The sequence below is a fragment of the Bordetella sp. 15P40C-2 genome (genome assembly GCF_009763235.1).
GTDB lineage: Bacteria > Pseudomonadota > Gammaproteobacteria > Burkholderiales > Burkholderiaceae_B > Bordetella_A.
Window position 1 is genome coordinate 24772 of sequence record NZ_WSJA01000029.1, and the last position, 12575, is coordinate 37346.

Here is a 12575-nt window from a genome sequence, read left to right on the forward strand (position 1 = left end):
GAGCCTCATCATCCGGTTCGCGGTCGCATCCTGAATTCGATGCTGTGGGACAACCTTACGCTCAACGCATTGATCGCCTATGTTTCGTAAAGCTGCAATCGAGGCCACGAAAACGCATCCCCTGGGATCCGTGATCGCATTGCGTCCCGTGTCTACCTCATTACTGGTGGGCGTGTTCGCCATATTTGGACTCGCGTTAGTGCTGTTCTTTTGCTTTGGCTCCTATACCAAGCGCGTCAAGGTTTATGGACAGCTCATTCCCGCCAGCGGCCTGGTCAAGGTCCATGCCCCGCAACCCGGCGTGGTCACCGCCAAGCATGTCAGCGAGGGTGCGCTTGTCGCCAAGGGCGACCCCTTGCTCACCATTTCCAGCGAGCGCTACACCCAGTCGGGCGCGGCGGCCCAGGAGAGCATCGGGATACGCATGCAGCGGCGCCTGGAGCTGCTGCAACACGAACGCACCAAACTCGAGGCTATTCACGAGGAAGAGGCGGCGTCGCTCACGCATATCATCGCCACGCTGACGCAGAAACTCGACCGCATCGATAACCAGATCCAGTTGCAGCGCAAACGCGTTGCCATCGCGGACGACAGCACGCGGCGATATGCGTCGCTGGCGAGCGAAAACTTCGTCTCGCGTGATCAATTGCAAGAGCGTCAGGCCGCCCAGTTAGAGCAACGCACCCGTTTGACCGACCTGACACAGCTGCGCGCCGAGACCGCCAAGGACCTCGCCAAGCACGAAAGCGAGCAGCGCATGTTGCCGCTCAAGCAGCAAACCGCCATGGGACGCGTCGAGCGCGACATCCTCGCCATCACGCAGGAGCTCACCGAAAACGAAGCGCGACGTCATCTCGTCATCGTCGCTCCGGAGAGCGGCCAGATCAGCAGCATCCTGGCGGAAGTCGGCCAGCACGCCGAACCCAACAAGGCACTGCTCAGCCTCGTGCCCCAACATACCGAACTCGTCGCTGACATCTACATCAAGAACAAAGACATAGGCTTTACGCGCATTGGCGACCGTGCCCTGATTCGTTACGCCTCTTATCCCTATCAAAAATTCGGCATGCATGGCGCCGCGATTACTTCCATCTCGTCGGTGGCGGTGCCCGCCTCGGAAATCGTCAGCATCTCTGGCGCCCTGCCCGGCCTCGACCACCAAGCCGCGCAAGAACTCTACTACCGGGCCTCGCTGCGCCTAGACAATCAGCACATCCTGGCCTATGGCGAACAACGGCCGCTCGCGCCCGGCATGGCGCTTGAGGTCGATATCCTGCGTGAGACCCGCGCGATTTACGAGTGGGTGTTAGAGCCGCTCTACAGCATTACAGGAAAGATTTCTTCATGAGCGGATTCACACTCACGGACCTCAAACGCCTGATGTCCGGGCGCGCCAGCGTCCCCGTCATTTTGCAGGGCGAGGCGGCCGAGTGCGCCAACGCCTGCATCGCCATGGTGGCGAGCTACCACGGCCATGCCTTGACGATCCATCAGTTGCGCCAACGTTTCCCGATCTCGCTCAAGGGCGCCACGCTGCTACAGGTGGCGGGCATGTGCGAACGGCTTGGCATGCAGTACCGGGCCGTCAGTCTGGAACTCGACGAACTGACCAATCTGCGCACGCCTTGCATCCTGCATTGGCGATTCAATCACTTCGTGGTGCTATGTTCGGCCAATGGCCGAACCGCGATCATCAACGATCCCGCGACAGGCCAGCGCAAAATCAGCTACGAGGAGCTTAACGAAGCATTCACCGGCGTCGCCCTGGAAGTCTGGCCCGCCGAAACCTTCCAGCCCGCCCCGCCCGAGCCGCCGTTGCACCTGCGTAAGCTAATCGGCAAAGTCTACGGCATCAAGCGCGCGCTGCTGCAGATCATCGTGCTCGCACTGGTGCTGGAAATGCTCTCGCTCACCACGCCGGTCTTCACGCAGTGGGTGATCGATGACGTGATCGTCTCCGCCGACACCGATCTATTAACCACGCTGCTTATCGGATTCGCGCTCTTGCTCATCATGCAGACCGCGGTGTCCACGCTACGCGCCTATATCGGCATGCAACTGGGAACCAGTCTCTCGTTCCAGAGCAAGAGAAATCTGTTTTCGCATCTGGTAAAGCTGCCGACCGCTTATTTCGAGCGTCGTCACATCGGCGACATCGTGTCCCGGTTCGGCTCGATCGACACGATCCAACAGACACTGAATGCCTCGCTCGTCGCCGGTATCCTCGACGGTCTCATGACCGTCATCACGCTGGCATTGATGCTGCTATATAGCTGGCAGTTGTCCCTGATCGCCATCGCCGCCATGGTGATTTACGGCATCGTTCGACTCGTGTCTTTCCCTCCGCTCAAGGCGCGTTCGCACGACGCCATCATCAAGGGCGCGCAGACTCAGTCGCATTTTCTGGAGACATTGCGCGGCATCCGCACGCTGCAGGTTTTTCAGAAAACGCAGGACCGCTGCACGTCATGGCAATCGTTGCTGGTCAATCAGGTCAATGCCGGCGTGAAGGTGCAAAAACTCAAACTCGCGTTTCAGCAGCTCAATGCCGTGATATTCGGCATGGAAGGGTTGATCATTCTGTGGGCCGGCGCCAACCTGGTTATCTCGGGCGGCTTTAGCGTCGGGATGCTGATGGCCTTTCTCGCGTACAAATCGCAGTTCAATCAACGAGTCGGCGCGTTGATCGATAACTTCTTCGAACTGCGCATGCTGCGCCTGCAAGGCGAACGCCTCTCCGACATTGTGCTGACCGCGCCCGAGAGTCCCGGCCTGGATCCGCAGCGCCCCGTCGACAATCTGGCCGGGACGCTGGCATTCTCCAACGTCAGCTTCCGCTATGGCGAGGCGGAGCCGCTGGTCCTCGATCAAGCGTCATTTCAAATCGAAGAAGGCGAATCCGTCGCCATTGTCGGCACCACCGGCACCGGCAAATCGACGCTGCTAAAACTCATGCTCGGCATACTGCCGCCTACCCAGGGCGAGGTCGCCATAGGCGGTGTGTCCTACTCTCAGTTGGGTGCGCGCGGCATTCGTTCCATCTCGGCCTCGGTGCTGCAAGACGATGTGCTCTTTGCCGGATCGATCGCGGATAACGTCAGTTTCTTTGATCACGAGGCGGATCGCGAGTGGATCGAAACGTGTTGCAAACATGCCGCGATACACGATGATATTGCCGCGCTACCCATGGGCTATCACACGCTTGTCGGCGACATGGGCACCGTGCTTTCCGGCGGGCAGAAACAGCGACTGTTGATCGCCCGCGCCCTGTACCGCCGGCCCAAGATCCTCATCCTCGACGAGGCCACCTGCCACCTTGATTTGCAAGTCGAAGCGCGCGTTGTCGACATGCTCAGATCGTTGAACCTCACGCGTATCGTCGTGGCGCATCGTCCCCAGACGATTGCGTCGGCAGACCGCATCCTGGTCCTGCAACACGGCCGCCTGCACGAACACAAGATCACCCCCGAGCATCATGGTTAGCCCATCCCGCGTCCTCTCTCTGGTTCGCACCCGCCTCTTGCTAACGGTGGGGATGTGCTCAACGGTCAGCACCTGGGCATCGCCCGTGTCGTTGGAAACGCCCCCGACATTGAACTTCCCGCTGACGGCAGAGGTGTGCGAAACCCCCGCTACCTTGACCGATCTCGAATTGCGCGACGCGGTACACATCGCGCTTTGCCAAGCACCCGCCGTACGGCAAGCCACGCAGACGGTCGAAGAACACCTGGCCGAAGTCGAGGTGGCACGGGCCAAGTATTTCCCCACACTGAGCGCCAGCGCGGATGTCAGCCGCTTTGGCAAATCCATGCGATACCCCGGACGTGGCTACGGCGATCATGACGTCTATGGCAATCGCGAGAACGCCCGGCTCGGTTTGAACTGGCTGCTGTTCGATTCCGGCAGACGCGGGGCGCAAGTCGATCACGCACGCGCGAACCTCACGGCGGCGCTCTACAACAAAGTGCTCGTCAACCGCAATCACGCCATCGCGGTTGCCTCGGCGTACTACAAAGCGAGCAGCGCGCAGGCAAGCGCCTTGGCCGCCAAAGAGGCCGCTGCCCGAGCGGAAAAGAATTTCCTCGCCACGCAACGTCTGCGCGAAGGCGGCGTCGGATCCATCGCCGACGAACTGCTAGCCAAAGTCGCCTGGCAACGCACGCTGGTCGATAGCGAAACCAAATCGAGCCAAGCCACCGCCGCCAGGATGGCGCTTGCCTCGGCGATGGGGCTGGCGGGCCAGACGCCAATTAGCGTGGCCACGACAGCGCATCAGCATGCCGCTCCCGTATCCGCAGATACCCGCGCAGACGCTACGCAATTCCCGATGGCGTTGACCGAGCAAATCAACACGGCCGTCCGTCATCATCCCCGCTTAGCCGCTGCCCGCGCCAAAACGCAAGCCGCGGCCGCCCAAGAACAGACCATCTTCGCTCAGAACCTCCCCAGCCTGACGCTGCAGGCTGACCGGGATCTGGGCATCACGCGTCCCTCGAATGCCAATGCCAGGCAGAACGTCAACAGCTGGTCCGTCGGTCTGAATCTGCAGATCCCCATCTTCGATGGCATGGCGACACGCTACGCCACCACCGCCGCCAAGGCGAAGGTCCGTGCCGCGCGCGACACCGAACGCAATATCTGGCTCGAAGAAGAGCTCGCGTTGCTCACCGACATCAACCGCCTCACGAGTACCACCCAGAAGGCCGCGCTATTGAATGTCGCCGAAGCCAGTGCCGAACAAGCCTATCGCAGCGCGCAAGTGCGCTACCAGCAAGGCGTCGGCACCGCCATCGAACTGCTCAAAGCGCAGGACGAACTCTCCAGTATCAAGCAGTCCCATATCGACGTGCGTTATGAGCTGCTGGCCACGCAATTCCGCGTTGCCGTAGCGCTCGACACGCTCCCCGCGACGGGGGTCCGCTAGGAGCTTTCTTTCCACACCGCTACCAGAGGGCCTGACACCATGAGACCACTCAACCCGCACGAATTGTCGCTTGTTTCCGGAGGATTCCAGATACCGTTGGTGGGGTCTATCAACAGGGCACTGTCGCGACGCGGCGTACCTCTTATGGTCGTGGGAGTCTCCGCGAGCATCGCGCATCAAGTCGGCGGGCTCATTGCTGGCGAGAATCTGTCGATTCGCTATTTACTCGGCTCCACCTTGGCCAGCATGGCCACTACACCTTTGCTCGCCGATGCGGGCGTGACGCACTGCACGTCTTTAAAGACCGCCATCACGACGGTATACGCCATCGGCTTTCATGGCTATGTACAAGGGCTCGTTACCCAGCAGCCCGACATCGATCCCACCGACGATCCAGACGATGAGGAGATAGGCTAGCAACCCCGCAATACCAACAATGCTCCCCGACGCATGACGAACCAACAAACCTTAGGAGACACACTCCATGCGCGAACTCACGAGACCCGATCTGCGGCACGCTTTCGGCGCCGGTCTGTACACCGATTACGGCGCGCAAGAGATCTGCCCCATAGGCACCATGATGGGCTATTGGTTGGGATCAGCCATACAAAGCTGGAGCAAGACCGACCACCGCATGTCGGTCAATGGCGTCATCACCGCGATCAGCCTGTGCGCGCGCCGTATCGATGTCGCTCGTGAAGTCACCTTCCACTACCTACCTCACACAAGGAGCTTTAACGCGATCACCCATTTATGTTGCGGCATTGTGATGGGTATGACAGATCGCCCCCGAGATAAACCCCATCCCATTTGAAGCAGGACCCACGGCGACACTGCCACCGTCTTTACTTCGCATTGGAGCACGCACCATGCATACCCTAGCCAAACAAGATTTGATGACCGTATCCGGCGGCTATTGTTGGGCCGACGAAGATGATGATGATTTCAGACTGTTCGAGTTTGGTTCGATGCCGGACCCCTTTGCCCTCATCGACCAGTACATCGAGCCTCCCTGGCTGCAATACACCTTAAAAGCAGGCTTAATCGCCATCTATCTAGGCATCGCGGTCACATTCATCATGAACGCCACCGCCAATGACGACGACTGCTGAACAGCAACGCAGCCCCAGGCCTTTTTATCAATACTGACGATTGTGAGGATGCCATGCGTGAACTATCGTTGCAGGAGTTGCATCAGGCGTACGGCGGCAAGGTGGTGTCGCAGCCGCCATCGCAAGAGATAGTCTCGACCACCGCGACAATAGGTCACGCAGTCGGCATTTTCTTTAGAGGAATAACGACGCAGGACTACGATGGATCCGTGACGGAACTGGCGGCCTCTATCAAATACTGTCGCAAACTGCTGTCTTCCGTGCACTCTCTGGACCCCATGGGCAAACTCAAACGATGCCAACCCCTTACCGCGATCTTTCATTTCGGCTGCGGAATCTATAAGGGCCTGTATCCCGATCGAAGAGGACCTTAAGCGACTCTATTCTCTTTGAACGCCACGCCGTCGGGAATGGAGATGCTATGCGTGAATTGTCCTCAGCAGAGCTGTGCACCGCGTTTGGATGTGCAATCTCGGACTATATCCCTGAAGACATTGCCACAGTCAGCGCCACCACCGGGTATACCTTGGGCGCATTTATCAAGAATATCCAGGGCAACCCCTACCCGAGTTCGGTAACCGGTCTGGCCACGGCAATCAGTTCATGTCAGCGAACCTATAAACAGCTTCAAGGCATCATGCCTCGCCACATCACTGAATCACCCATCGTGCGCATGCTTTTTCACCTGGGGTGTTCGATTCAAGTCGGACTCTCCGAACGCGCGCCGCGAATCTACTAATCCCTAGCCACTTCACAGCGTACCGATCTGAATCACCGACTCGAACCTGATCATCCCGATTCATCCGCCCGTGGGGTACACCCGCGAGCCACCCATCCCGTCCATCATTCACAGCATCGATACCTGCCATGCGCGAACTGACACGACAACAGCTTCAATCGGTCCATGGGGCCCAGCGAATCTCTGAACTGCTGCCCGATGACATCATTCCCGTCAGTGTGGCCACGGGCTACTCCGTCGGCACCTTTGTAAAAAGTCTGGCCACTAGCACCTACAACGGCTCGGCCACGGATCTGGCCGTGGCCTTAAGCGATTGTCATAACCGGTTGAGAACTTTCCGCAGCGTGATCGGTTATGTCTATGAACTGCCCGTCGGTTCCAAGCCGCTGGATATGGTCAGCTTTTTCGTCTGCGGCACCATCATGGGTCTGGCCGTGACGAATAAAAAAGGCTAAGCGCGTCGCCTCCCGTGTACGGGGGCTATGGACGCAAAAAAGCCGGCAGCGTAAACGGTGCCGGCTATTGCCACGGTGTCGGGTACACCGATGAAAATTCGACCACTAAGTCAGTGGTCGGGGCGAGAGGATTCGAACCTCCGACTCCTGCGTCCCGAACGCAGTACTCTACCAGGCTGAGCTACGCCCCGAGTTTTACAGCATTTTTTCGCTAGCGATCTCGATTCACCGCGAAAGCGCAGAATTCTAGCAGAGATTTTTGGAAAACGGAAATCGGCAGTGCATCGAGCGCGCGGCGCGCGATATCCACCTCGGCCAACGCGGCTTGGCGCGCGTGGTCCAAGGCGCCTGTCGCGTGGATCGCTTCGGCCACCGCGGCAAAATCGGCGTCGCCCGTTTCGATGGCAGTGCGAATCAGATCGCGCTGGGCGGACGTGCCTTGCTCCATGACCCAGATCAGCGGCAGCGTGGGCTTACCCTCGCGCAGATCATCGCCTACGTTCTTGCCCAGGGCCTGCGCATCGCCGCTATAGTCCAGCACATCGTCGACCAGTTGGAAGGCGGTGCCGATATGACGGCCATACGCGGCGGCGGCTTCTTCCTGTTCGGGCGTAGCGCCCGCGAGCACCGCGCCCACTTGGGCGGCTGCTTCGAAAAGTTTGGCGGTCTTGTAACGCACGACTTGCAGGTAGCGCTCTTGCGAGACATCCGGATCGTGCACGTTGAGCAACTGCAACACCTCGCCCTCGGCGATCACGGTCGTGGCCTCGGACAGGATCTGCATGATGCGCATCGAGCCGGCTTCGACCATCATTTCGAAGGAGCGCGAGTACAGATAATCGCCCACCAGCACGCTTGCGGCATTGCCAAACATCGCGTTGGCGGTTTCACGGCCGCGGCGCAGCGACGACTCGTCCACTACATCATCATGCAGCAGGGTGGCCGTGTGGATGAATTCCACCACTGCGGCCAGCAGATGGTGATGACTACCTTGGTAACCCAAGGCGCGCGCGACCATCAGCACCATGGCCGGGCGCATGCGCTTGCCGCCCGCGCCAATGATGTAGTCCGCGATCGTCCGGATCAATACGACCTCAGAGTCCAGGCGGCCGCGGATAACCGCGTCGACGGCCTTCATGTCATCGGCAATAGGGGCGATCAGCTCAGGGAGATTCAAAACGTATCCGACAGATATCAAGAAGAGCCGACCCATGGCTCCGTGGTGTGCCAACAACGCGGCCGGGACGCCGCTACCGGGAACGGAGGATTATACGGGCTTAACCCTGCCGCGCCCGGTCATCCCCTGGCGGCCAGCGGGTTCTCGGCATTTCCCCAGCACCTAAACACCCGGCCCATAAGGAAATTTTTGACTTTGCCGGCCCGGCGAGCTAGAATCTACGGCTCGGTCTATACCGAAATCCCAATTTTTTTAGGAATTCCCCATGTACGCGGTCGTAAAAACCGGTGGCAAGCAGTATCGTGTTGCCGCTGGCGAAAAACTCAAGGTAGAACAGATACCTGCTGACATTGGGCAAGAAATCACCCTGGACCAGGTCCTGTCGGTGGGCGAAGGCGACCAACTGAAAGTTGGTACCCCGATCGTCGCTGGCGCCGTGGTCAAGGCGACGGTTCTTGCGCATGGCCGGCACGATAAGGTCAAGATCTTCAAGATGCGCCGTCGCAAGCACTATCAGAAGCATCAGGGCCACCGTCAGAACTACACCGAAATCCGCATCGAAGCCATCACGGCTTAATGATACGGTTCGGTATTGAATAGCAGGAGCTATCAAAAATGGCACAGAAAAAGGGCGGCGGCTCTACGCGGAACGGTCGCGATTCAGAATCGAAGCGACTTGGCGTCAAGGCTTTTGGCGGTCAACTGATTCCGGCTGGCTCGATCATCGTGCGCCAGCGCGGTACCCGTTTCCACCCCGGCACGAACGTCGGCATCGGCAAGGATCACACCTTGTTCGCGCTGGTCGACGGCAAGGTTCAATTCGGCTTCAAGGGCGCATTGAACAAGCAGACCGTGTCGATCGTGGCAGCCGAATAACGGTTTCCGGATCTCGGCAACCGTTTCTTAAACGGCAAAAGCCCTGTCGCGCGCGGCAGGGCTTTTTTGCTTCAGGCAGAAATACTTATGAAATTCGTAGACGAAGCCACCATCGAAGTCATCGCCGGTAAAGGCGGTAATGGCGTGGCGAGCTTTCGCCGCGAAAAATTTATCCCAAAGGGCGGACCCGACGGTGGCGATGGCGGACGTGGCGGCAGCATTTTTGCCGTAGCGGATCGCAACATCAACACCCTGATCGACTTCCGCTACGCACGCTTGCATCGCGGCAAGAACGGCGAGAACGGCCGCGGCTCCGACCAATATGGCGCCGCTGCTCCGGACATCACGCTGCGTGTGCCAGTGGGCACCATGATTTACGACGCCGATACCGGCGAACTGCTGTTCGACTTGAACCGCCACGACCAAAAGGTCACGCTGGCGGCAGGCGGGCAGGGCGGTATGGGCAACATCCACTTCAAATCCAGCGTCAACCGCGCGCCGCGTCAGTGGACACCGGGCAAGGAAGGCGAACAACGCCGTCTGCGCATGGAACTGAAGGTGCTGGCCGACGTGGGCTTGCTGGGCATGCCGAACGCGGGTAAATCGACGCTGATCAGCCGCATTTCTAACGCGCGCCCCAAGATCGCCGATTACCCCTTCACCACGCTGCATCCGAATCTGGGCGTGGTGCGCACCTCGGCTTCGCGCAGCTTTGTCGTGGCCGATATTCCGGGACTGATCGAAGGCGCGTCCGAAGGCGCGGGCCTGGGCCATCTGTTCCTGCGTCACCTGGCACGCACGCGCGTGCTGTTGCATCTGGTCGATATCTCGTCCGCCGATCCGGACACGGATCCGATCGAGGCGGCGGTAGCCGGTGCGCGCGCCATCGTCGAGGAACTGCGCCGCTACGACCCCGAACTGGCCGAAAAGCCGCGCTGGCTGGTATTGAACAAGCTGGATATGGTCGACGACCCCGAGTCCGCACGCCAACGCTTTGTCGAACAATTCGACTGGCAGGGGCCTGTCTATGCGATTTCCGGTCTGAACGGAGATGGCACGCAAGAGCTGATCTGGGCGCTGCAGGACTATCTGGACGCCGAGCAACGCAAGGATCACATCGCCCAAGATCAGGCCGATGGCACGTACGTGGCCGAGGATCCCCGCTTTGATGCCACGCGCAGTGACGCAATTGTCTCGCCGAGCCCGCGTAGCGGTGACGAATAAGCCATAATTTCGCCTCGCTTTCCCGGGCCGCCGCAGGCGGCCTTCCTTTCCTTGCCACATTACGGTCATCGTCATGACTGCCGAGCAAACCGCTGTTTCTGTTGTCGCCAGCGCCACGCGCCTGGTGGCTAAAGTCGGGTCGTCCCTGGTCACTAACGAGGGACGCGGTCTGGATCGCAACGCTGTTGCGCAATGGGCCGCGCAAATTGCCACGCTGCGCCAGCAAGGCAAGCAAGTCGTTCTGGTATCCAGCGGCGCGGTCGCCGAGGGTATGGCACGGCTGGGCTGGCACAAGCGACCGTCAGTGATGCATGAGCTGCAAGCCGCCGCGGCCGTGGGCCAAATGGGTTTATGCCAGGCGTACGAAGCGGCATTCGCCGAGCATGGCCTGCGCACCGCGCAAATCCTGCTCACGCACGAGGACCTGGCCGACCGGCATCGTTACCTGAACGCCCGCAGCACGTTGTTTTCCCTGCTGCGTATGGGCGTGGTGCCCATCGTCAACGAAAACGACACGGTGGTGACCGACGAGATCCGACTGGGTGATAACGACACCCTGGGCGCACTGGTCACCAACCTCATCGAAGCCGACACCCTGATCATCCTGACCGACCAGCGTGGCCTGTATGACTCCGATCCGCGCAAGAACCCTGACGCCGTGTTTATCTCGCACGCTCAGGCGGGCGACGTCGCGCTGGAAGCCATGGCCGGTGGCGCGGGCTCGGGCATCGGCACGGGCGGGATGCTGACCAAGATCCTGGCGGCAAAACGCGCGGCCCATAGTGGCGCGCATACCATCATCGCCTCGGGGCGTGAATCCAATGTCCTGACCCGTTTGGCCGACGGCGAATGCATCGGTACGGAGTTGCGGGCGGTGCTGCCCGTCTGGTCGGCGCGCAAGCAGTGGCTGGCCGATCATCTGCGACTGCGCGGTAACGTCGTGCTGGACCAAGGCGCGGTGCGGGCGCTGGCGCACGAAGGCAAAAGTTTGCTGCCCATCGGCGTCATCGACGTGCAAGGCGAATTCGAGCGCGGTGACGTCGTGGCCTGCGTGGACGAATCGGGCAAGGAATGCGCTCGTGGACTGGTCAATTACTCGTCCACCGACACGCGCCGCATCATGCGACAGCCTTCGTCGCGAATCGCATCAATTCTGGGCAGCATGACCGACCCGGAATTGATGCATCGCGACAATATGGTGGTGACTTAATTAATGTAATTGGCCTGCGACTGCGATGAGGATTGCGGCGCAGTACTGGGTCGTGCATCGCCCTGGCCATCAGGCGCCACATCGGCCAATAAGATGTAACCCCACTGTCGCACCGCCAACAAGGGCAGGCCAACGCCCAGGCGCTCTGCCTTGGCGCGCAGCCGCGACACCATGACATCGACACTACGCGTGGACTGACGTCGTCGCGGCCCCACCACGGGCGTGGTGACAAGACGCTCGCGCGGCAAACGATGCCCCGGCGAGGACAAGAGGCGCAGGAAAAACGCGCTTTCCGTGAACGTCAGCGGCAGGCTCTGCCCACGCGGCCCGGCCAATACGCGACCCGAGTGCGTGAGACGCCAAAGCGGCGTGTCGCGGCCCGAACGTTCCGGCGTGGTCTTGCGCGTGCGGCTCAGGGCGCGACCTAGCGCGCAGATTTCACGCACGTCGGTCGACATCAAGCAGCAGGCATCGGCGCCAGCATCCAGCGCCACGATGCGGTCGTCCACGTCAGCATCGTCCACCAGGACGATCAGCGCCGCGTTGGGCACGCCGTAGCGCGCGATGCCCACGGCGGTGCGCAGGTCCGAGTCTCCGTTTTCCAGGATCACCACCTGGGGCGCGCAGCTTTCGGCTAATTCGCCCAACGTATCGGTGGATTCGCAGGTGCGGACGTTCCAACCCAGGGACCCCAGACCTGTTGCCAGGTAGGGGAGTTTTGGCCTATGGCCTTGAATAATGATGGCTTCGATTGCGGTATGCATGAGATCTCCTCGGCGAGAAAAGCGATTTAGTGATAATCATGATCGCCAACGTAATCTCAATGCACGGTTGCATCCCATGCGGGCGGGATTTTCG

Annotated in this window: 15 protein-coding genes and 1 tRNA gene; 13 read left to right on the plus strand and 3 right to left on the minus strand. The window is 60.1% G+C overall.

Features of this window, described 5'->3' with window-relative positions; genetic code table 11:
- The first annotated feature begins 79 nt into the window (after positions 1-79).
- The 9 genes from GOQ25_RS13615 to GOQ25_RS13655 all read left to right on the plus strand — a co-directional run bounded on the left by GOQ25_RS13615 (position 80) and on the right by GOQ25_RS13655 (position 7230).
- Positions 80-1348, plus strand: a complete 1269-nt coding sequence (locus GOQ25_RS13615) for an HlyD family secretion protein (protein ID WP_160351027.1) — start codon at positions 80-82, stop codon at positions 1346-1348.
- Positions 1345-3483: a peptidase domain-containing ABC transporter gene (locus GOQ25_RS13620; RefSeq protein WP_236844575.1), complete on the plus strand. Its 2139-nt coding sequence runs from the start codon at positions 1345-1347 to the stop codon at positions 3481-3483. Before GOQ25_RS13615 ends, GOQ25_RS13620 begins: the two co-directional genes overlap by 4 nt.
- Positions 3476-4924: a TolC family protein gene (locus tag GOQ25_RS13625; protein ID WP_160351028.1), complete on the plus strand. Its 1449-nt coding sequence runs from the start codon at positions 3476-3478 to the stop codon at positions 4922-4924. The genes GOQ25_RS13620 and GOQ25_RS13625 overlap by 8 nt, the downstream gene beginning before the upstream one ends.
- A 144-nt stretch (positions 4925-5068) precedes the next feature.
- Positions 5069-5341 carry a hypothetical protein gene (locus tag GOQ25_RS13630; RefSeq protein ID WP_160351029.1) on the plus strand — a complete coding sequence of 91 codons (273 nt, stop codon included), beginning with the start codon at positions 5069-5071 and terminating at the stop codon, positions 5339-5341.
- A 67-nt stretch (positions 5342-5408) separates the two neighbouring features.
- Complete coding sequence (locus GOQ25_RS13635) at positions 5409-5738, plus strand: hypothetical protein (RefSeq protein WP_160351030.1); 330 nt, start codon at positions 5409-5411, stop codon at positions 5736-5738.
- 55 nt (positions 5739-5793) lie between these two features.
- Positions 5794-6036: a hypothetical protein gene (locus GOQ25_RS13640; protein WP_160351031.1), complete on the plus strand. Its 243-nt coding sequence runs from the start codon at positions 5794-5796 to the stop codon at positions 6034-6036.
- Between the two features lie 53 nt (positions 6037-6089).
- Positions 6090-6410: a hypothetical protein gene (locus GOQ25_RS13645; RefSeq protein ID WP_160351032.1), complete on the plus strand. Its 321-nt coding sequence runs from the start codon at positions 6090-6092 to the stop codon at positions 6408-6410.
- Positions 6411-6457: 47 nt separating this feature from the next.
- Positions 6458-6775 (plus strand): hypothetical protein, encoded by a 318-nt coding sequence (locus GOQ25_RS13650; protein ID WP_160351033.1) that lies wholly within the window; start codon positions 6458-6460, stop codon positions 6773-6775.
- 128 nt (positions 6776-6903) lie between these two features.
- Positions 6904-7230, plus strand: a complete 327-nt coding sequence (locus GOQ25_RS13655; protein WP_160351034.1) for a hypothetical protein — start codon at positions 6904-6906, stop codon at positions 7228-7230.
- A gap of 114 nt (positions 7231-7344) precedes the next feature.
- Here GOQ25_RS13655 and GOQ25_RS13660 read toward each other — a convergent pair.
- Positions 7345-7421: transfer RNA gene (locus GOQ25_RS13660), tRNA-Pro, on the minus strand.
- Positions 7422-7441: 20 nt separating this feature from the next.
- Positions 7442-8407: an octaprenyl diphosphate synthase gene (gene ispB / locus GOQ25_RS13665; RefSeq protein ID WP_160351035.1), complete on the minus strand. Its 966-nt coding sequence runs from the start codon at positions 8405-8407 to the stop codon at positions 7442-7444.
- A gap of 265 nt (positions 8408-8672) precedes the next feature.
- Between ispB and rplU the strand changes: the two genes are divergently transcribed.
- The 4 genes from rplU to proB all read left to right on the plus strand — a co-directional run bounded on the left by rplU (position 8673) and on the right by proB (position 11717).
- Positions 8673-8984 (plus strand): 50S ribosomal protein L21, encoded by a 312-nt coding sequence (gene rplU / locus GOQ25_RS13670; RefSeq protein WP_094819592.1) that lies wholly within the window; start codon positions 8673-8675, stop codon positions 8982-8984.
- A gap of 38 nt (positions 8985-9022) precedes the next feature.
- Positions 9023-9283, plus strand: a complete 261-nt coding sequence (rpmA, locus tag GOQ25_RS13675) for a 50S ribosomal protein L27 (protein WP_160351036.1) — start codon at positions 9023-9025, stop codon at positions 9281-9283.
- 87 nt (positions 9284-9370) lie between these two features.
- Complete coding sequence (gene obgE / locus GOQ25_RS13680; RefSeq protein WP_160351037.1) at positions 9371-10507, plus strand: GTPase ObgE; 1137 nt, start codon at positions 9371-9373, stop codon at positions 10505-10507.
- Positions 10508-10580: 73 nt separating this feature from the next.
- Positions 10581-11717 carry a glutamate 5-kinase gene (gene proB, locus GOQ25_RS13685; protein ID WP_160351038.1) on the plus strand — a complete coding sequence of 379 codons (1137 nt, stop codon included), beginning with the start codon at positions 10581-10583 and terminating at the stop codon, positions 11715-11717.
- Here the strand turns inward: proB and GOQ25_RS13690 are convergent.
- Positions 11714-12481, minus strand: coding sequence for a winged helix-turn-helix domain-containing protein (locus GOQ25_RS13690; RefSeq protein WP_160351039.1), 768 nt, complete (start codon positions 12479-12481; stop codon positions 11714-11716). The genes proB and GOQ25_RS13690 overlap by 4 nt on opposite strands.
- Positions 12482-12575: the final 94 nt, after the last annotated feature.

Coding starts and splice junctions, on each gene's coding strand:
- GOQ25_RS13630 (WP_160351029.1), top strand. CDS start 5,069: ATGGTCGTGGGAGTCTCCGCGAGCATCGCGCATCAAGTCGGCGGGCTC.
- rpmA (WP_160351036.1), top strand. CDS start 9,023: ATGGCACAGAAAAAGGGCGGCGGCTCTACGCGGAACGGTCGCGATTCA.
- GOQ25_RS13645 (WP_160351032.1), top strand. CDS start 6,090: ATGCGTGAACTATCGTTGCAGGAGTTGCATCAGGCGTACGGCGGCAAG.
- GOQ25_RS13635 (WP_160351030.1), top strand. CDS start 5,409: ATGCGCGAACTCACGAGACCCGATCTGCGGCACGCTTTCGGCGCCGGT.
- GOQ25_RS13690 (WP_160351039.1), bottom strand. CDS start 12,481: ATGCATACCGCAATCGAAGCCATCATTATTCAAGGCCATAGGCCAAAA.
- obgE (WP_160351037.1), top strand. CDS start 9,371: ATGAAATTCGTAGACGAAGCCACCATCGAAGTCATCGCCGGTAAAGGC.
- GOQ25_RS13650 (WP_160351033.1), top strand. CDS start 6,458: ATGCGTGAATTGTCCTCAGCAGAGCTGTGCACCGCGTTTGGATGTGCA.
- proB (WP_160351038.1), top strand. CDS start 10,581: ATGACTGCCGAGCAAACCGCTGTTTCTGTTGTCGCCAGCGCCACGCGC.
- GOQ25_RS13620 (WP_236844575.1), top strand. CDS start 1,345: ATGAGCGGATTCACACTCACGGACCTCAAACGCCTGATGTCCGGGCGC.
- GOQ25_RS13640 (WP_160351031.1), top strand. CDS start 5,794: ATGCATACCCTAGCCAAACAAGATTTGATGACCGTATCCGGCGGCTAT.
- GOQ25_RS13615 (WP_160351027.1), top strand. CDS start 80: ATGTTTCGTAAAGCTGCAATCGAGGCCACGAAAACGCATCCCCTGGGA.
- GOQ25_RS13625 (WP_160351028.1), top strand. CDS start 3,476: ATGGTTAGCCCATCCCGCGTCCTCTCTCTGGTTCGCACCCGCCTCTTG.
- GOQ25_RS13655 (WP_160351034.1), top strand. CDS start 6,904: ATGCGCGAACTGACACGACAACAGCTTCAATCGGTCCATGGGGCCCAG.
- rplU (WP_094819592.1), top strand. CDS start 8,673: ATGTACGCGGTCGTAAAAACCGGTGGCAAGCAGTATCGTGTTGCCGCT.